Source organism: Streptomyces sp. NPDC002209 (assembly GCF_042890265.1).
In the GTDB taxonomy this organism is placed as follows: domain Bacteria; phylum Actinomycetota; class Actinomycetes; order Streptomycetales; family Streptomycetaceae; genus Streptomyces.
On record NZ_JBIARX010000004.1, the window covers coordinates 48640 to 66649 of the forward strand.

General features: G+C 71.9%; 15 protein-coding genes and 1 pseudogene. 8 read left to right on the forward strand and 8 right to left on the reverse strand.

Annotated features, from left to right (window positions below; genetic code table 11):
* Positions 1–249: 249 nt before the first annotated feature.
* Positions 250–858 carry a C39 family peptidase gene (locus ACFYXK_RS09705; protein WP_389410601.1) on the forward strand — a complete coding sequence of 203 codons (609 nt, stop codon included), beginning with the start codon at positions 250–252 and terminating at the stop codon, positions 856–858.
* 45 nt (positions 859–903) lie between these two features.
* Here the strand turns inward: ACFYXK_RS09705 and ACFYXK_RS09710 are convergent, their stop codons facing one another.
* From ACFYXK_RS09710 to ACFYXK_RS09740, 7 genes are all read right to left on the reverse strand, one after another.
* Complete coding sequence (locus ACFYXK_RS09710; RefSeq protein WP_389410602.1) at positions 904–1062, reverse strand: hypothetical protein; 159 nt, start codon at positions 1060–1062, stop codon at positions 904–906.
* Positions 1063–1258: 196 nt separating this feature from the next.
* A complete protein-coding gene (locus tag ACFYXK_RS09715; RefSeq protein ID WP_389410603.1) occupies positions 1259–1921 on the reverse strand; it encodes a GDSL-type esterase/lipase family protein in 663 nt (220 codons plus the stop codon).
* Positions 1922–1982: 61 nt separating this feature from the next.
* Positions 1983–3506, reverse strand: coding sequence for an FAD-dependent oxidoreductase (locus ACFYXK_RS09720; protein ID WP_389410604.1), 1524 nt, complete (start codon positions 3504–3506; stop codon positions 1983–1985).
* A 340-nt stretch (positions 3507–3846) separates the two neighbouring features.
* Complete coding sequence (locus ACFYXK_RS09725) at positions 3847–8124, reverse strand: trypsin-like peptidase domain-containing protein (RefSeq protein WP_389410605.1); 4278 nt, start codon at positions 8122–8124, stop codon at positions 3847–3849.
* Positions 8121–8510 (reverse strand): CU044_2847 family protein, encoded by a 390-nt coding sequence (locus ACFYXK_RS09730; protein WP_389410606.1) that lies wholly within the window; start codon positions 8508–8510, stop codon positions 8121–8123. The genes ACFYXK_RS09725 and ACFYXK_RS09730 overlap by 4 nt, the downstream gene beginning before the upstream one ends.
* A 130-nt stretch (positions 8511–8640) precedes the next feature.
* Positions 8641–9330 carry a 2-phosphosulfolactate phosphatase gene (locus tag ACFYXK_RS09735; RefSeq protein ID WP_389410607.1) on the reverse strand — a complete coding sequence of 230 codons (690 nt, stop codon included), beginning with the start codon at positions 9328–9330 and terminating at the stop codon, positions 8641–8643.
* A gap of 110 nt (positions 9331–9440) precedes the next feature.
* Positions 9441–10139 carry a TetR/AcrR family transcriptional regulator gene (locus tag ACFYXK_RS09740; RefSeq protein ID WP_389410948.1) on the reverse strand — a complete coding sequence of 233 codons (699 nt, stop codon included), beginning with the start codon at positions 10137–10139 and terminating at the stop codon, positions 9441–9443.
* Positions 10140–10255: 116 nt separating this feature from the next.
* Between ACFYXK_RS09740 and ACFYXK_RS09745 the strand changes: the two are divergent.
* Positions 10256–11916: pseudogene (locus ACFYXK_RS09745) on the forward strand (ABC-F family ATP-binding cassette domain-containing protein).
* 61 nt (positions 11917–11977) lie between these two features.
* Positions 11978–12925: a virginiamycin B lyase gene (locus ACFYXK_RS09750; protein WP_389410608.1), complete on the forward strand. Its 948-nt coding sequence runs from the start codon at positions 11978–11980 to the stop codon at positions 12923–12925.
* 120 nt (positions 12926–13045) lie between these two features.
* Here ACFYXK_RS09750 and ACFYXK_RS09755 read toward each other — a convergent pair whose 3' ends face one another.
* A complete protein-coding gene (locus ACFYXK_RS09755) occupies positions 13046–13456 on the reverse strand; it encodes a DUF4345 domain-containing protein (RefSeq protein WP_389410609.1) in 411 nt (136 codons plus the stop codon).
* Between the two features lie 93 nt (positions 13457–13549).
* Between ACFYXK_RS09755 and ACFYXK_RS09760 the strand changes: the two genes are divergently transcribed.
* The 5 genes from ACFYXK_RS09760 to ACFYXK_RS09780 all read left to right on the forward strand — a co-directional run bounded on the left by ACFYXK_RS09760 (position 13550) and on the right by ACFYXK_RS09780 (position 18004).
* Positions 13550–14179, forward strand: a complete 630-nt coding sequence (locus tag ACFYXK_RS09760; RefSeq protein ID WP_389410610.1) for a TetR/AcrR family transcriptional regulator — start codon at positions 13550–13552, stop codon at positions 14177–14179.
* 172 nt (positions 14180–14351) lie between these two features.
* The gene (locus ACFYXK_RS09765; protein ID WP_389410611.1) at positions 14352–15890 is read left to right on the forward strand and encodes an MFS transporter; all 1539 of its coding nucleotides are present in this window, start codon (positions 14352–14354) and stop codon (positions 15888–15890) included.
* 114 nt (positions 15891–16004) lie between these two features.
* The gene (locus ACFYXK_RS09770; protein ID WP_389410612.1) at positions 16005–16451 is read left to right on the forward strand and encodes an SRPBCC domain-containing protein; all 447 of its coding nucleotides are present in this window, start codon (positions 16005–16007) and stop codon (positions 16449–16451) included.
* Positions 16448–16795, forward strand: coding sequence for an ArsR/SmtB family transcription factor (locus ACFYXK_RS09775; protein ID WP_389410613.1), 348 nt, complete (start codon positions 16448–16450; stop codon positions 16793–16795). The genes ACFYXK_RS09770 and ACFYXK_RS09775 overlap by 4 nt, the downstream gene beginning before the upstream one ends.
* A gap of 84 nt (positions 16796–16879) precedes the next feature.
* Positions 16880–18004 carry a CapA family protein gene (locus ACFYXK_RS09780; RefSeq protein WP_389410614.1) on the forward strand — a complete coding sequence of 375 codons (1125 nt, stop codon included), beginning with the start codon at positions 16880–16882 and terminating at the stop codon, positions 18002–18004.
* Positions 18005–18010: the final 6 nt, after the last annotated feature.

Below are 18010 nucleotides of genomic sequence, written 5' to 3' on the forward strand. Positions count from 1 at the left end.
AGCGCTCGCCCGGCGCGGCAGAGGGCCGCCCGGTCCGTCCGTCGACCGTAGCGCCTGCGAGCTCCGGAGCCGCCGAGACCGGCCCGGGCCATCCGCAAACCAGTGGCAGGAGCGCCGCCTGACGACGTCCTCCGTGGCCGCGCCGGCGCGAGTCGGGCACGATCGGGGTGGTGATCTCCGGCGGCGGCGTGGACCTGCCCGCGTTCCATCGCCCGATGACCCAGCCCGCCCACCGGAAGGAAGCCGCACGTGTCCGAACCGCATTTCCCCACCATCACGCAGTACGCCAGCCCGGACCTGATCGCCGCAATCGTCTACGAGGGCCGCGACAGCGCGGACGACCCCCGCTGGGCCGAGTCCGGCGCCCCCGACCTCGACACGTACCGCCGGTGGTGCGGCCACATGTGCGGCATCGCCTGCCTGCGCATGGCGCTCCTCGCGCGCAACAGTGACGCGCCCAGTCTGTTCGAGCTCCTCGACGGCGCCCGGAAGTACGGGGCCTACACCGAAGACCCGGACACCGGAGCGATCCACGGCCTGATCTACGCCCCGTTCGCCCAGTACGTACGGGACGTGCACGCGCTGGCCGCAGAGGTGCACCCGCACCTGGCGGTGCCCGAGCTCCTCGCGCTGCTCGACACCGGTCGCCTGGTGATCGCCTCCGTCCACAAGGAGATCCGGCGCCCCGAGAACCCCGCCCCGGGCAAGGGCGGGCACCTCGTGCTCGTCACCGGCCGCCGGGGCGGCACGGTTCAGTTCCGCAACCCGTCCGGCCACACCGGGCAGGCGCGCAGCGCGACCCTGCCCGTAGCGGAGTTCGCCCGGTTCTTCGCCGGCCGAGGGGTGTCTCTGGGCTAGGTCGTGCGGGCCGGTCACGTTTTCCGTCCGCGTCGCGGTCTTCCGTCAGCCGAACTCGGCCGCGTGGTCGATGGCCCACTTCGCGAGCAGTCGTGACCGCGCGAGGTCGGCGGGGAGCGCTCGGAAGCGCAGGCGGCGTCCGAGTGCGGCACCGAGGAGTGCAACCTGGTGGGCGCGGCCGAGCACCTCGGGTCCGGTCAACACACAGGGCTCGTCCTCCCGTTGGTCATGGTGCTCGAGCAATACGGCCACGGGCGTTGGAGGCCAACGTGTCACTGCGCAGCACCGTGGGTCGTGGGCGGGCTCGACTCCGCGGCGCGGACCGGTCCGACGGTGGACAAGGCTTCGGCGTTCGTCCGCGAACCGTGAGCGAAACGGCGGCCCGAGCCCGTGGGGCTCGTCACTCGACCATTCGCAGCCAGGCCGCCGCGAGTGCGGCGTGACCGGCCGGCGTCGGGTGGACGCCGTCCGCGGCCCAGTACTCCGGCCCGGTCCGCGCGGCGAGTTCGGCGAACATGCCGTCGGCGGCGAGCAGATGCGCCCCGTACGTGCGGGCGAGCTTGCGCACGACCTGGATCTTCGGGTCCAGGTCGGTGCGCCATTCCTCCCGCTCCTTCTCGCCTATGAGCGCGGCGCCTGCCTCGACGACGCCGGGGATCGGCAGGAGGAACGGCTCGATGAGGATCAGCTTCGTACCCGTCTCCACGAGGGGCGCGAGCAGGCGGTCATACCCCGCTTCGAACTCCTCCGCGGGGATCACGCGCCCCTTCGGGTCCAGCGTGTGCCAGCCCATGTCGTTGACCCCGACGAGGATCGACAGCACGTCCGGGCGCGCGTCGAGTACGTCCGTCTGCCAGCGGGCTTCGAGGTCCGTCACCTTGTCGCCCGCGTTCGCGGTGTTCAGCCAGTTCACGGTCCGGTCCGGGTGCCGCAGTCCCCAGTCCCCCGCGATGCGCAGCGGGTAGCCGAACCCGAGACCGTCTTCGCTCTCCAGCCGTTGGCAGTCGGTGATCGAATCGCCGGTGAACATCACGGTGCTTCCCGGCCGGACGGTGATCGTCATGTGCGCTCCTTGAACCAGGGTGAGGAGGGGAAAGCGGATGGGAACGTCGGTGTTCCGGCGATCAGGAGATCTCCCGGCCACCGAACCAGCGGCTCGCGGCCTGCTCGAACGCTTCGCGGTCAGGGATGCGATCACCCGCCCAGGCGACCGTGCCGTCAGGCCGGACGAGCACGGCGCCCAGTCCGAGGTCGTTCCTCGCAGGACCGGCCGCGTAGCGTATGCGGCTCTGCCAGCCCGTCGCTGAACCGCGCAGGCGTCGGTCGACGCTGAAATCGAGCGCCACGCCCCGTCCGTCCTGCATCAGGTCGCCGAGGCGCGTGCCGTCCTCGAGACGAAGGTCCGGGGCGTTGCGGCCGACGAGCGGATGCTCGCCGCCGAGGTCGTGGCGGACCCACGCTCCCGAGAGCCTCTCGAACACGTAGGTCGTTCCGTCACGGGTCGCGATCAGGTCGCGAACCACTGCTTGCACCGCCTGGCCGTGCGGGTCCGGGCGCATGGCCGCCACCTGGGCGCGCGACCAGTCGAGTACCGCTGCGCCGATCGGATGGCGCTCGCCGGTGTACGTGTCGAGGAGCCCGTCCGACGCGTGCCCGTGCACGGTCGCCGCGAGCTTCCAGCCCAGGTTCATGGCGTCACCGATACCGGTGTTGAGTCCCTGGCCGCCCAGGGGGGAGTGGATGTGGGCGGCGTCTCCGGCGAGCAGGACGCGTCCCTGCCGGTACGTCGTCGTCTGCATCGCCCGGTCGGTGAAGCTCGAGGCGAGACGGACGTCGCTCACCGTCACGTCGGTGCCGGACACGCGGCGCAGAACCGCCTGGAGATGGTCGCGGGTCGGCTGCTGCGAGCGATCGAACGCGCCGCCGTCGAAGTCCATCATGCCGAAGTGCCCTTCCGAGGGCATGCGGATGTACATGCCGGTCGGCGTCAGATTGAACCCGGGCCGCAGCTTTTCGGGATCGGTGACGGTCACCTGCATGGTGTAGCCGGTGAACTGCGGTTCGGTGCCGACGAAGTCGAAGCCCGCGAGCCGTCGCACCGTACTGCGGCCGCCGTCGCAGCCGACGAGCCAGCGCGCCGCGTACGCGTCCGCGGCGGCGTGCGCGACCACGCCCTCGTCGTCCTGGGCGATGGCCGAGACGGTGACGCCGCGCCTGATGTCCACTCCGAGCTTGGCTGCCTGCTCGGCCAGTACCGCCTCGACCGCTTCGAGGTGCGTCAGCAGGACGTCCGGTGCCGGGGTGGGCAGCCGGAACGGCAGGGCGGTGACGTCGACCTTGGCCGGGTCGAGCATCATGCCGGCGAAGTGGCCCGCCCAGCGAGGGGGTGACACCTCGTCCGCGTCGGGGTCCGCGGCGAAATCGCCGTCGGCGCCCACCGCCGACAGCAGCGGGTGCAGCATCCCGCGACGGTAGAACGCCTCGAGCGAGGCGGCGGACAGGCCGCGCGTCCCCAGTGGTTCCGCCTTCCACGGGGAGCCGGGCTCCGGCTCCCGCTCGAGCACCAGGACGGAACAGCCGGCGAGGCCGAGCTCGCAGGCGAGGAACAGACCGACCGGGCCTGCGCCCACGATCACTACGTCATGCACGAGAAATCCCCTCCCAGACCAACAGCCGGATGGACACCCGGCCGTACCCCTGGAAATGTGCCGGGCCCCACCGACATCGGACCGACAGTCCCCCGACATGCCGCCGACACCACGGCTGCGCCGGCCAGGCAGTCCGCCCCCGACTCCCCCGTCGAAACAGGAAACTTCGCAGGTGAGGCGTCCCTCTGTGGACACCTGCCACACCGGTGACGGCACCCTGCAACTGCCGGCCGACGCGGAGGTCGAGGGACTCTGTTTCAGCAAGAGCGGCGCAGAGATCGACGGCTCACCCACACCCTGCCGGGACCGGACCTTCGTCCACGGCGTCGGGCTCCCCGGGTCAGGGAGCCGTGCAGACCCGGCGTTCCGGGGGCTTGACCGGGAGGCTGCCCCTTTCCTCGGCCGTGAACTCGCGGTAGCCGATGATGCCGCACAGTTCGCGCTGCCACCGGTCGGGGTCCAGGGCGAGGGGGCCGCCCTTGCCGTCGGCGTCCGCGTAGATGACCGTGCGGCCGTCCCTGGAGACGTCCATGAAGGAGAACGCCCCCCGGGACAGGACACCCCTGCCGTTGTCGCCGGGTCGGCCGAAGACGTAGCTGTCGCGGAGGGTGCGATGGGCGACGTCGAAGATCTGCACCGACCCGTTGGCGGCCATCAGGAACGTGCCCCCGCCGTCGATGAACGCGCCGGCCACCGGAGTGTCGGCGCTTTCCGAGACGCTGCGCAGCGGGCTGATCTGTCTGCGGGCCGGTTCGCGTTGCCACAGCTCCAGATGGCTCTGGCCGCGGGACAGTGCGAAGTACCGCCCGCTGGTGTCGAAACGGATGAAGACGGCGTCGGCGGCGGTCCGTACGGTCGTGACCGTGCTGCCCGTCACGATGTCGACGATGCGGACGACGGGATCGTCCAGGACGAGTACGGCGACCTGGTTGGGCGCTGGAAAGGCGGTGACGACCACCTGCGGTATGCCCTTGCCCTTGCTGTCGTTCCTGGGGTGGAACGCTGCGGTGTCGAACTGCGCGAGCTGCTGGCCCGTACGCGCGTCCCACTGCTGGATCCTCGTACCGGAGAGGGTCACCAGGTGGTTGTCCATGTCGAAGAAGAAGGTGAAGTCGAGGTTCTTGGGATCTCCCGTGGGTGGCATGGCAGCAGCGATCCGGACCACCTGCCGGAGGTCGGACACGTTCCTGACGGAGACGGTGTTCTTGCCGTCGCGGTCGGCGAACAGCGTGCCGTCGCGGGTCTGGCGCAGGGGGCTGTTCGTGGTGTCCCAGAAGGGTTCGGGGCGCGGGACCTCGGCGAGCAGCTGGTCTCCGGGTGTGCGGCGCAGTTGCAGGCCCGAGCCGCCGCCCAGGACCGTGATCGTCTTGGTGGCGTCGGCGGTGAGAACCTGCTGGGCGACGTCGAGGACCGCAATGGGTTCCGATACTTCGGTGTAGGTGATGCGGGCGTCCGACCAGCCCACGGCGGTGAACTTGCCGCCCGCGGATATCAGACCGTCGATGTAGACGTACGACCCCTTCGGTCCCGGTGCCTCGGCAGCGATGGCGCCCCGGTCCAGGTCCACCAGCCGCAGGAGGGACGGGCCGAGGAGCACCTTGGATCCCGATCCGTCGACGCCCCCGATGAGGCAGACGGACGTTTTCACTCGGTACGGGCTTCCCAGCGCGGAGCCGTCCGAGATCCTGACGCGGTGGTAGACCGCCGTCTGTTCGCCCTCCGCGCCGCCCTCCACGTTGCAGACCACGGCCACGGTCCCGTCGCCGGAGGGTTTCGTGCCGCCCACCTGGTCCACCACGGTCCGGGCCGTACCCGTGGCCATGTCGACGGCCTCCAGTCCGGCCTTGTCGTGGAAGGTGTCGACCAGGAAGGAGTGGCCGTCCGCACCGAAGCGCAGCAGAGTGGCCATGTAGAACGGGGCGGGTACGGTGCCGGCGACGGAGCCGCTGTCCAGGTTCCACCACACCAGCCGGCCCGTCGCGGTGGCAGACGGAGTGCCGTTCATCACCCGGGTCGCGATCATCCGGCCGTCCGCGGAGAAGGCTGCCCGGCTGCCGCCGTGCGAGCCCGGGCCCATGTCCTCGACCCTGGGAAGTTCGTGGAGGGGACCGGCGATCGTGCCGCCGGTCGTGGTGATGTCGAACCACAGGACGGTGCCGTCATGTCGGACGAGCGCGGCCCGCCTGCCGTCGGCGGACACCTGGGCGTCGTCCAGTTTCAGGTCGGCCGCCACTCTCTCGCTGCGGACCTGTCCGTTCAGTGCGTGGACGAAAACGAATGCCCCGCTGAGGTCCGACACGGCGATCACGACGTTGCCGTCACTGCTGGTCTGCATCCAGCTGATCTTCCCCGGCACGCCGGACAGTTCACGGCTGGAGCCCGAGTACGCGATGTACTGCTGCAGCAGCTCGTTGCGTGCTTCCTGGGTGGGGGAGGTCTTGTACGCCGCCAGGGCGAGCATCGCCGAAAGGGTCGCGTCGTAGGGTTTCTCGCCCTGTGCCATCTGGGTCAGCCCGCGGGAGAGGGCCAGCGTCCTTTGCCGGCGGCCCTGCTCCTGGGCGGAGAAGAACAGGCTCGCGAGGACCAGCGCGAGGGCGACGACCGTCCCGATGCCGGACAACAGCGCCTTCCGCTTGCGGTTGCGTGACCGGAGCAGGCCGCGCCCCAGATCCAGATAGCCGCGTTCGGCCTCCGTCAGATCGCTGCCGCGCTCGCTCAGCCAATGCCGGGCAGCGTCCAGTGCGATGGCGGTGGGCAGCAGCTCCACGGCGCGCCCGCCGTGCTCCCAGCGTTGCCGGTCGTGCCGCAGCGTCTCCCGCCAGACCAGGAAGGAACGGTCTTCCGCGGCCCATGCGCCCAGCTTGCTCCAGCCGGTGATCAGCGCCTCGTGGGAGAGCTCGACCGTCTCGGAGTCTTCGGGGCTGCGGCCCGCCACCAGCAGCCGGGTGGCGGCGAGCCGCTGGGCGATCAGCCACTCGTCCTCCCCCAGCTCGCTCCGCAGCGCCGTCCGGCGTGTGGCGGCCGCCGATTCGAGCGGCACACGGATGAGCTGGGTGAAAAGGCGCCGGGCGGCCGGTTCGTCCTCCGGAGCCACCTGCTCCCCCCAGACCTGGTCGGCATGGGCCCCGAGAGCGCCGGGGACACCGCCGAGTTGTTCGTACGCCTGGTGCGTCAGGGCTCCGCCGCCCTGCTGCTGCCACAGCAGGTCCAGGGTGAACCCGAGGAGTGCCAGGGCGCCCGGCTCGCTGCTGGTGTCGGCAAGGATGCGGTCGACCAGGTGGGGTTCGTAGTACACGCCGGGGATGGCGTCGACGGGGGCCGTGACGATTTCCCTGAGTTGTCCGCCGCTCATCGGGCCGAGCGCGTAGACCTGTCGGCTGAGGACGTGCCCGAGGCGGGGGTGGGCGAGGACCGCCTCCAGGAAATCGGCGCGCAGCGTGGTCAGCACCCTGACCGTCGTGGGCAGCGCCTCGTCGAAGAGGACCTCGGCGAGCTCGTCGACGGCCGCGGGGGCGAGTGCGAGCAGTTCCTCGAACTGGTCCACCAGGACGAGGAGCCGCTGGCCCCCGTGCAACTCGAGGAGGCGGCGCACCATGTCGGCCGGTCCCCGTCGGCGGAGCAGGCCCGCCATGGCGGGAATCCGCTCGAGGCGTTGAGTCTCGGACAGTTCGGGCTCCAGCAGCGGCAGAAGCGCGGCGGCGAGGGCCGACAGCGGGTTTCCGCCGGAAGCGGGGCGCAGGACCACGGTGATGTCCCCGGCCGCTCGGATCCGCGGCAGGACTCCGGCCATGGCCAGCGAGGACTTGCCCGATCCGGAGGGACCGACGACGGTGGTCCACCGATTGCGGGCGAGCATCGCGACGAGTTCGGCGGTCTCGGGCTCCCTGCCGTGGAAGACCTGCGCATCGGCCTCCTGGAACGGTGACAGGCTGCGGTACGGCGAGGGCGGAAGGACGAGATCCCGCAGTTCCGGCACGGCCGACAGCAGTCCGTCGGTGGGGATCAGGTAACTCGCCGCAGGATCGCCGGTCTCCGCCACCGCCATCATGCCGACCACGCCGGCGAGCTTGTCGTCCCAGACGGGCCCGCCGCTGAAGCCTCGTGACACCCGATAGCCGCGGGCGGCCAGGTCGACCTGTACCCAGCCGTTGGCCTGCCGGGCCCGCAGCACGCCGGAATGCCATACCCCACCGGGGCGGCCGTGGGGAAAGCCGAAGGCACGTGCGGGATGGCCCCACACGTCCTGAGCCTCGACCAGCCGGAGGGGATGCGAGCCGGGCAGGGGAGCGCTCAGCCGGAGCACGGCCACATCCCCGGTACCGGACGAGGACCGTGGCGGCAACCAGGACTCGACGCTCGCCGTCGCACCCGGCCCGTCCCCCGCGGCCGGCGCCTGTAGTGGCAGGCCGATGTCGAGCCGGGCGGAGGCGTCCGGTTCTACGTCCTCGGGAAGGCCCAGCGCCGCAGAGACCACGTGCGCGCAGGTGAGGGCCAGATCCGCGGTGACCAGGAAGCCAAGGCCCACGGTGTCGCCGCGGCCATCGCGGATGCGCAGCACGGCCGCGTCGAAGACCCTCGGACCCGCCGCCCCGGCGGCATCAGGGGGCGGCGAGCTCACTGTTCCGAGCCGGCGGACGCGGCGGGCGCGGCCGAAGGGGAACCGGAGTCGGTGGGCGGTGATTTGTGCCAGGTCAGCGATACGCTGAAGTTGGCCTCGGCCGCCGTGCTGGAGATCACCACATCGGCTTCGGCGGAAAGCGACAACCCGAACTCGACCACGATCTCGTCGGGGGCGTCAGCCATGCCGCGAAAGCTCTCGACGAACCGCTGGGCGACCGGCCGGACCCCGGACAGCATCTCCCCCAGGGACCGCGTGGCCCGGGCCACGACCTGACCCGGTCGGGCGACCCGGACCAGCCCCTCCTCCGCCTCCGAGATCTGCACCCGCACCACATCGGAGGTCTCGCCGGCCGCGCCCACAGGTAACTCCACCAGAAACGACATGCCCGTCCCTTCGCACGGGCCCCGTCCCCGCCGCGTGAGCCCCCGCTCTCTCTACCCCAGCGGCCGCGCCTGGTGAACCCCTTTGCGCGATCGAATGGCAACAACCGGCCCTGGCGAGCCCGGCATGGGATCAGCCGGTCGGCGACGGCACGGTGCACGGACGGAGGACCATGAGCGCGTCTTCCAAGGTCGCCACCATGGCGAAGGGGAAGCGGTCGAGCTCGAGGCAGAGTGCGACGTCATCGGGATGGGTTCCTTGCCGCACGCCTTCCGTCAGCTCGGCCGCGGCGCGCGACTCGCCGGCGCGGCGGAGGAACTCGGCTGCGTCCGTCCCGGCGTCGTCGGCCCTCCGGGCGATGTACTGGGCGCACGCCAGGTCTTCGTCGGCGTGCCCGTCTTCGCCGGTGACGACGAACGTGACGCTGTCACACTCGCGTACCCGGAGGAGCAGAGCCGTTGCCCCTGCCACCACGAAGCCGGCGCACAGCACCAGCGACGCTTCCTTGACCGCAAGGGCGCCGACCGTCCCTGCCGTGGTCTTCTGCACGACGGTCCGTCCGCCGAGGTCGATCGACCGCAGCAGGCCGGGTGAGTTGACGGTGTCGAATCCGGGCGCGGGCGGACCGTCTTTGAGCGCCACCCAATCCGGGTGGCGGGCCTTGAGTGCCAGGGCGTCGTCCAGCGACTCGGCGAGGACGATCTTTTCCGCCCCCTGGCCAAAGGCCCAGGCAGCCACCGTGAAGGCACGCATGACGTCGACCACGACCGCCACGGACGGGGCTTCGGCCAGCTCGGGGATACCAACGAAACGAGCGTCCATCCGGTCATGATCACGCATGCCGGACCCGAAGCACCGCGACGGTGATGCGCGTCACGCCGAAGTGGGGCGAAGGCCCCACGGGGCAGGGGCCTTTGCCGCGTCAGGCCGCATCACACCGCGGGCGGCTCGTCCGGGGCCCGCGTGAAGGCCCCCGCGGCCGCCGCGGCCCGTGCGGCGCACGCCGCACGGCGCGGCAGGGCGGGATCGGGGGCGGCCCGCAGCAGGAGCAGCTCCTGGTAGAGCGGGGCCGTGGCAGCCACCAGCAGGGCCCGGGGATCCGGACCGGGCGGGACCTCGCCGCGGTCCACCGCCCGGGCGACGACCGGTGCGCAGCGGGCGTAGCGGCCCTCCCAGAAGCGGGTCAGCGCCCCCGCGGCTTCGGCGGAGCGGAAGGACGCGGCGATCAACGCCGTGGTGAGGCTGCCGCCCGGGCCGGGGTGTCCCGGATGCAGGGCGTCGTAGACCTCCTGGTTGAGAGCGGTGAGGTCGCCCTCCAGGGACCCGGTGTCGGCGGGCTCCCAGGTGTCGTCGGCCGCCGCGTCGAGGACGTCGGCCAGCAGTCCGCCGACGTCACGCCAGCGCCGGTAGACGGTGGTGCGGTGGACTCCCGCCCGTTCGGCCACGGCGTCCACGGTGAGCGCGTCGTACCCGGAGGCGACCAGGACCTCCCCGACGGCCGCCAGGACCTGGGCGCGTACCCGGGCACTGCGACCTCCGGTCCGGCGCCGGGTCCCGGCGGTTCCGGCCGAGGCGGGCCGTCCCCCACCCGCGTCGTGGTCCGGAAGATCGCTTGCAGCCGGCGTCGTCATCATGGCACCATCTTAAAGCAACAGTCGTCGCATTAAGGAGTCCTCGATGCTCATCCGCATCCGTTCCGCCGCCCGAGCCGCCCTCCCCCTCGCCGCCCACCCCCAGGAGTCTCCGTATGACCGCAACCACCGCACAGCTCACCGCGCTTGACGTCACCAAGGCCTACGAGGGCCGCCTCGTCCTCGACTCCGTCAGCTGCTCCCTCCCGCCCGGCGGCCGGATCGGCATCGTCGGCGAGAACGGCTCCGGCAAGTCGACCCTGCTCCGCCTCTTCGCGGGCGTCGAGCGCCCGGACCGGGGCCGGATCATCACCCGCGCAGACGGGGGCATCGGGTACCTCCCCCAGGAAGAGGAGCTGCCCGGGCAGCTGACCGTGCAGCAGGTCATCGACCGCTCCCTCGCCCGACTGCGCGCCGTCGAGGCGGAGTTGCGCCTGATGGAGCAGCGCATGGCGGACGGCGCCGCCGCAACCGACCCCACCCTGCTCACCGCCTACGCCGACCTGCTGACCGGCTACGAACTCCGCGGCGGTTACGAGGCCGATGCCCGCGTCGAGCGCGCCCTGCACGGCCTCGGACTGGTCCACGTCCCCCGCGACCGCAGGGTCGGCGGCCTGTCGGGCGGCGAACAGGTCCGGCTACGGCTCGCCTCCCTGCTGGCCGCCGCGCCCGAGGTCCTGCTGCTGGACGAGCCGACCAACCACCTCGACGAGGGCGCCCTGTCCTGGCTGGAGGAGCACCTGCGCAGTCGGGCGGGCACCACGGTCACCGTCTCCCACGACCGAGTGTTCCTCGACCGCGTCGCCACCGTCCTGCTGGACGTGGACGGGGACACCCACCGCGTCGTCCGCCACGGCAACGGGTACGCCGGATACCTCGCGGAGCGCGCCGCCGACCGGCAGCGCCGCACCGAGGCCCATGCCGCCTGGCAGGCCGAGGTCGAGGCGCTGCGGGAGCGCGCGGCCGACGGCGCCCGCAGGGTGGCGCCGGGCCGGGCCCGCAAGGACGGCAACAAGATGGCCTACGACCGGGCTGCCGGCAGGGTCCAGCAGTCCGTGGCCGGGCGGGTGGCCAGGCCGGGGAACGGTTGGAGCGGCTGCTCGCCCACCCCCTGGCCGCGCCGCCCGAGCCGCTGCGCTTCACCGCCGCCCCGCGTTCGGGCCGGACGCACGGGCTGCTGGTGTCGGCAGCGGCGCTGGAGGTCCCAGGACGGCTGGCCCCGGTCGGCCTGACCCTCTCCGCCGGTGACCGGCTGCTGGTCGGCGGCCCCAACGGGGCGGGGAAGAGCACCCTGTTGGGCCTGCTGGCCGGGGACGCCGCGGCGGCCGGGCCGACGGCCCGCGGACACCTCGTACGACGCGGACGGACCGGCCGGCTGCGCCAGTCGCCCGACCCCGTCCCGTCGGGCCGCAGCGTCCTGGCGGCCTTCGGGCACGGTCGGGCCGGCGGCCCCGGCGAACATGCCGAACAGCTGCTCTCCCTGGACCTGTTCACCCGCGACCAGGTGAACCTCCCGGTGGGCAGCCTGTCGGCAGGACAGCGGCAGCGCCTGGCACTGGCCCGGCTGGTGAGCGAGCCGTACGACCTCCTGCTGCTGGACGAGCCCACCAACCACCTCTCCCCCGCGCTGGTGGAGGAGCTGGAGGCCGCGCTGACCGGTTTCCCCGGCGCGGTGGTCGTCGTCAGCCACGACCGCATGCTGCGCTCGCGCTGGCAGGGGAGCGTCCTGGACCTCCAGCCGGCGACGCGTCACACGCCTGCCCCCGCTGCCGCCTGACAACGGCGCCCCGCGCCGCCCCGCCCTGTCCCGTCCCGTCCCGCTGTGCCGAAAGGACCCCATGCCCCGCGACGTGTCCCTCACCACCGGCCGCTCCTTCCCCGTGGCCGATGCCGCATCAGGCCCCTACGCCCTGACCACAGGCCCCGACGGAGCGCTGTGGTGCACCCTCGTCCACGCCGGGCGCATCGCCCGCCTCGACCCCGTCGGCCGGACGCCCGTGACCGAGTTCCCGCTGGACTCGCCGGACTGCGGGCCCGCCCAGATCACCGCCGGACCCGATGGCGCGCTCTGGTTCACCCGCATGCGGGACGACAGGATCGGACGCATCACCACCGACGGCACATCGCGCTCGTACCCCGTCCCCACGCCGGGCAGCGGCCCGTACGGCATGACCACCGGCCCGGACGGGGCACTGTGGTTCACGGGCATGAACTCGGACCGGATCGGCCGGATGGAAGTGGACGGCACCGTAAGGGAGTTCGCGCTGCCCGGGCTCAGCGGCGCCTTCCCCTCCATGATCGCGTCGGGTGGTGACGGCGCGCTGTGGTTCACGCTCAACCGGGCCCATGCCCTCGGCCGGATCACGACGGCGGGCGAGGTGACCGTCCACCCCCTGCCGACCGCGACGGCCGGACCGGTGGGGATCACCGCGGGGCCGGACGGCGCCCTGTGGTTCACCGAGATCGGAGCGGGCCGGATCGGCCGGATCACGACGTCGGGGGAGATCACCGGTCACCCGCTGCCCGATCCGCTGTGCCGTCCCCACGCGATCACGGCGGGACCGGACGGCGCCCTGTGGTTCACGGAGTGGGCCACTTCGCACATCGGCCGCTTGACCGTGGCCGGGGAGCTGACGCGGTACCCGCTGCCCGCACCGGACTGCGAGCCGCACGGGCTGGCCTTCGGCCCGGACGGGGCCCTCTACACGGCCCTCGAGCGCGGGGACATCCTGCGGCTGGTACCGCAGGAAGGGCGGCCGGGCGAGCACCGAGCCGGAGCCTCGTAGTCGATCAGCCCGCTCCGCGAGCACGTGCACCAAGGCCGCCGCGCAGCCCTTGCCGGTGGAGAAGCCGCGGATCAGCGTCCCGGGCCCGGGCACGCCCGCACACGGGCGCGGCCGTGTTCATCACCCGGCGGGCACGACCTCCGCGTTGCCGCGCAGCGCCCGCTCCTCGGCGTCGGCGAGCCAGAAGAAGACGGGAGGCATGCCGAGCTCGATCGCCGCCAGGGCGATCTGGAACCACTGCGGCCAGCCGTGCACGGCGAGCGAGAGCAGCCGCGCCACGCCACCCAGCAGGAAGACGCCGGCGAGCCATCGCACCGCCGGAGCCGGGATCGGACGCCGGCGTGCCGCCCAGAGCCAGGCCAGTCCGTAGCCGACGAAGGCGGCCCCCATGAACCTGCCCCAGCTGTCGACCGTTGCGCCGGCGGAACCGGCGCCGGGGACAGCGGCGTTGCCGAGGGCCACGTGGAGCAGGCCGATCGCCACGCAGGCCCAGCCCATCGACCGTGTGAGTACGCGCAGAGCCCTGACCATGGTCCCTCCGACCCGTCTTTGGTGGAGCCTAGTTGACATGTGTCTACTAACACCTTGAGGCAGTAGTAGACACATGTCAACTAAACTGTGTCCATGTCTCCCCGCCAGCGACTCGCCCCCGACGACCGCCGCGCCCAGCTCCTCGCCGTCGGCGCACGGCTCTTCGCCGTCCACCCGTACGCCGACGTACTGATGGAGGACGTCGCCGAAGAAGCCGGCGTCTCACGGGCCCTGCTCTACCGTCACTTCCCCAGCAAGCACGCCCTCTTCGCAGCCGTGTACCAGCAGGCGGCGGACCAGTTGCTCGCCGAGACACGGCTCGCCCCCGCCGACTCCCTCGTGGAACAGCTCATCCAGGGCATGGACGTCCACCTCGACTACTTCGTGGCGAACCGCAACGCCGTCCTCGCTGCGAACCGGGTCCTCGCGGGCGACCCGGTCATCCAGACGATCATGACGAACGAGCTCGACGCGCTCCGTGCGCGACTGTTGACCGCCCTCCTCCTCGTGGACGAGAGCGCCCGCGAGGCCGTGAACGGCGTCCTGAAGAGCTGGCTGGTCTTCGTCCAGATCCTCTGCGTCGACTGGCTCACCCACGAGACCTGCACCCGCAACCAGCTGCGCGACGTCTGCATCGGATCGGTTATCGGCGCCCTCCGGCCGCTCCTCACCGAGGACCCCGCCCCCGACTGGCCGCGACGAGGGCCCGGCGGGGATGCCTGAAGGTCTCTCGAGAGGCAGCCGACGCCCCTTCGTCAGAGTGTCCGGACGGGCGGAGTCAGCCCGTCTTGTTACCGTTGTGCCCTTCTCGAAGCAGGCCGAACTCCCTCCAGGCTCTGGTCCCCGTCGCTCGGAACCCACCGGAAGGGAACGCGTGAAGCGGCGACAGCAGTTCATGAGCGAGCGTCACCGTTGGTGGGTCCTGGGCGTGATGACCTGCGCTTCGTCGATGATCGCGATCGATGCACTGGTGGTACTGGTCGCCCTCCCCACCATCCAGCGGGATCTGGACGCTTCGACCACCGGAGCGCAGTGGATCATCAATGCGTATCTGCTCAGTTTCGCCTGCATGAGCCCGCTCGGCGGGCGGATCGGCGACGTCTTCGGGCCCGAACGCGCCTTCCGCTTCGGAACCGTAGTGTTCGTCGTCGCCTCGATCGGGGCGGGTCTGGCCCAGTCCGACGCCTGGCTCATCGCCGCGCGCGCCGCCCAGGGTGCCGGTGCAGCGATCCTCCGGCCCGCCTCCCAGGTGCTCATCATCAAGGAATTCGGACGCGGGGAGCGGGGCCAGGCCATGGGCATCGCCTCCAGCGTCTCCACCTTGCTGTACGGCACGGCTCCGCTGATCGGGGGCGCGTTGACGACGGCGTTCTCCTGGCGCGCGATCTTCTTCGTGAACCCGCCCCTGGGCATCGGCGCGCTGCTCCTCGCTCATTTCCTGCTCACGAGCGGGCCACCCCGGCGCGAGCGGGTCGACTGGGCGAGCGCACCCCTGTTGATCGGCGGCCTGGTGTGCGTGGTCCTCCCGCTCATGCAGGCACGGTACTGGGGATGGTCCTCGGCGACCGTCGTCTCACTGCTCGCCACCGGAGCCGTTCTGATGACGCTCCTGGTGGTACGCGAACGGCGGCGTCCGGATCCGCTCGTACACCTCGAGCTGTTCGCGAACAGGGAGTTCTCGGTGGGAGCGGCCGTCATCTCGACGGTGCGTTTCGCGTTCGTGGGATTCGCCGTGTTCGGGGTCATCTGGCTGCAGGACGTCGTGGGAATGTCCCCGTTCGAAGCCGGCCTCGCCGTACTGCCGCTCACCCTCCCCACGGCTGTGTGCGCGCCCCTCGGCGGAAGGCTGTACGACCGCCTGGGGCCGCGCGTCCCCCTGGGAATCGGCATGGTGCTGTGCGTGGGGGCTCTGCTCGGTGCGGCGGCGCAGGTGCATCGGCAGGACTACGGCTGGCTGGCGCCCTTCTACTGCGTGATGGGCATCGGGATGGGGCTGTGCGTCAGCCCGGCCTGGGTCACTGCACTGAGCGGCACCGCCACGCGGATGCGGGGCACCGCGGCGGGGGTGTTGCAGACCGCCCGGGAGATCAGTGCAGCGCTGGGCCTGGCGGTCATGGGCGCGACCGTGGCGAACCTCCAGGGCGCGCGGCTGAGTCAGCTCCTCGAACGGGACGGCCGTATCCCTGCCGACCGCTTCGACCAGGTCGAGCGGTCCATCGGGAAGACGGTGGCGGCGACACAGCAGGGGTCACCCCTGCCCGCCGGGATCCCCGCCGACCTGGTCCCGGTTCTCAAGGCTGCGGTCACCGCCGCCGTCTCGGCCGCGTTCTACGTGGGCGCAGCCGTGCTGGTCACGGCGGCCGCGGCGGTCGCCCTCCTCCCCGGGAAGGCGGAATTCTCCGAGCCGGGCCGCAGCGGGGACGATCCCGCGTAGGCGGCGGGGCGCTCCCCGACGCGAGGCCCCAGACGCAACCTCCGGGTTGCACCTGAAAGACTGACGTGCAACCCTGGAGTTGCACCATTGGATCGCGGATGAAGGAGTTCCGTCATGAGCGAAGACCGGATCGAACGCGAAACCCTGATCGACGCACCCGTGGACCGGGTCTGGCCACTGGTGGCGGAGCCCGGCTTCTGGGTCGCCGACCCGGCGAGCGCGTCCGGCACCCAGGCGCGGGAAGGAGAGTCCCTCGTGGCGCGGAACCCCGAGTACGGCGATTTCCCGGTGCGCGTGGAGAAGGTCGAGCCCCAGACCTACCTGGCGTACCGCTGGGCCAGCGCGTTCCCGGGAGAGGAGCTGCGCGAGGACAACAGCACCCTCGTGGAGTTCACGCTGACCGCGGAAGGCGACAAGACGAGGCTCCGCGTCGTCGAGAGCGGATTCGCGTCCCTGGCCGGGCCCGAGGACCTGCGCGCCAAGGCCGTGAAGGACAACACCGGAGGCTGGCCCCAGGTGCTCGACGCCCTCAAGAAGCGCACCGAGCAGTCCTCCGCGTGACGGACGAAGACCGCGGCGGGGCGGAGGCCGTCGACGACGTCCTCGCCGCCCTGGCCGACCCCACGCGACGGCGACTGCTCGATCTGCTCGCGGCGCAGGGCGAGGCCTCCGCGACGGCGCTCGCGGACCGGCTTCCCGTCTCGCGCCAGGCCGTGGTCAAGCACCTCGCCGTGCTGGACGCCGCCGGTCTGGTGTCGGGCAGCCGGGTCGGACGCGAGGTCCGGTACGCGGTACGTCCCGCGGCGCTGGACGCGACGGCCCGCTGGATGGCCGCACTCGCCGCCGACTGGGACAGGCGCCTTGCGCGCATCAAGCGCATCGCCGAGTCGACGGAGGGGCCCTGAGCCCTGCGTGCCGGGGCGGCCGGGCCGGCAGTCGCCGGAACGGCGGCTCGCCGGCCACCTGCACGAGCTCGCTAGCCTGGAGGCATGGGCGGTGAACTCGTGCAGGTGTTCCTCGCCGGGGACGTCATGCTCGGCCGCGGCGTCGACCAGATCCTTCCGCACCCCGGCGACGCGTCCCTGCCGGAGGCCTACGTCACCGACGCCCGCACGTACGTCGAGCTGGCGCAGGCGGCGAACGGCACGATCCCGCGTCCGGCAGCCTTCTCCTGGCCCTGGGGAGAAGCGCTGGCCGTCCTCGACACGGCCGCGCCGAACGCCCGGATCCTCAACCTGGAGACGTCCGTCACCCAGAGCGACGACATCGCCCCCGGCAAAGCGGTCCACTACCGGATGCACCCCGCCAACCTGCCCTGCCTGGCCGCCGCCCGTCCCGACGTCTGCGTCCTCGCCAACAACCATGTCCTGGACTACGGCCGGAAAGGGCTCGCCGAGACCCTCGACGCGCTCGCCGCGGCAGGGCTGCGGACGGCGGGAGCGGGCCGCGACCTCGACGAGGCGCGGCGGCCCGCGGCCGTCCCCCTCCCCGGGCACCGGCGCCTGCTGGTCTTCTCCCTGGGCATGGCGTCGAGCGGCATCCCCCACACCTGGGCGGCCACTGCGCAGCGGAGCGGGATCGACTTCTGCGACGAGGCATCCGATGCGGCCGCGGCCGAGGTGGTCGGCCGCATCCGGCAGGTGAAACGCTCCGGCGACCTCGTGGTCGTCTCGATCCATTGGGGTTCCAACTGGGGCTACGCCGTCCCGGGCGACCAGATCCGGTTCGCCCACGCACTCGTGGACGGCGGGGCGGACGCCGTCCACGGGCACTCCTCGCACCATCCGCGTCCGCTCGAGGTGTACCGGGGGCATCCGGTCCTGTACGGCTGCGGCGACCTGATCGACGACTACGAGGGCATCGGCGGCCACGAGCAGTACAGGGACGATCTGCGGCTGCTGTACTTCGTCTCGCTGGAGCCGGAGACGGGGCGGCTCGACCACGCCCGCCTCGTTCCCCTGCAGGCCCACCGGATGCGCCTGCGGCACGCCTCGCGCAAGGACGCCGAGCGGGTCCACGAGGTCCTCGCCCGCACCAGCCGTGCCTTCGGCACCCACATCACCCGCACCCCGGAGGGAACCCTCACGGTCCACCCGCCGGGGCGGGGTGCATGACGCCGG

What these genes read in the sequence shown, in the direction of transcription:
- ACFYXK_RS09715 (WP_389410603.1), bottom strand. Translation starts at nt 1,921, where the DNA reads ATGACGATCACCGTCCGGCCGGGAAGCACCGTGATGTTCACCGGCGAT.
- ACFYXK_RS09730 (WP_389410606.1), bottom strand. Translation starts at nt 8,510, where the DNA reads ATGTCGTTTCTGGTGGAGTTACCTGTGGGCGCGGCCGGCGAGACCTCC.
- ACFYXK_RS09735 (WP_389410607.1), bottom strand. Translation starts at nt 9,330, where the DNA reads ATGGACGCTCGTTTCGTTGGTATCCCCGAGCTGGCCGAAGCCCCGTCC.
- ACFYXK_RS09740 (WP_389410948.1), bottom strand. Translation starts at nt 10,139, where the DNA reads ATGACGACGCCGGCTGCAAGCGATCTTCCGGACCACGACGCGGGTGGG.
- ACFYXK_RS09750 (WP_389410608.1), top strand. Translation starts at nt 11,978, where the DNA reads ATGCCCCGCGACGTGTCCCTCACCACCGGCCGCTCCTTCCCCGTGGCC.
- ACFYXK_RS09755 (WP_389410609.1), bottom strand. Translation starts at nt 13,456, where the DNA reads ATGGTCAGGGCTCTGCGCGTACTCACACGGTCGATGGGCTGGGCCTGC.
- ACFYXK_RS09760 (WP_389410610.1), top strand. Translation starts at nt 13,550, where the DNA reads ATGTCTCCCCGCCAGCGACTCGCCCCCGACGACCGCCGCGCCCAGCTC.
- ACFYXK_RS09765 (WP_389410611.1), top strand. Translation starts at nt 14,352, where the DNA reads ATGAGCGAGCGTCACCGTTGGTGGGTCCTGGGCGTGATGACCTGCGCT.
- ACFYXK_RS09770 (WP_389410612.1), top strand. Translation starts at nt 16,005, where the DNA reads ATGAGCGAAGACCGGATCGAACGCGAAACCCTGATCGACGCACCCGTG.
- ACFYXK_RS09780 (WP_389410614.1), top strand. Translation starts at nt 16,880, where the DNA reads ATGGGCGGTGAACTCGTGCAGGTGTTCCTCGCCGGGGACGTCATGCTC.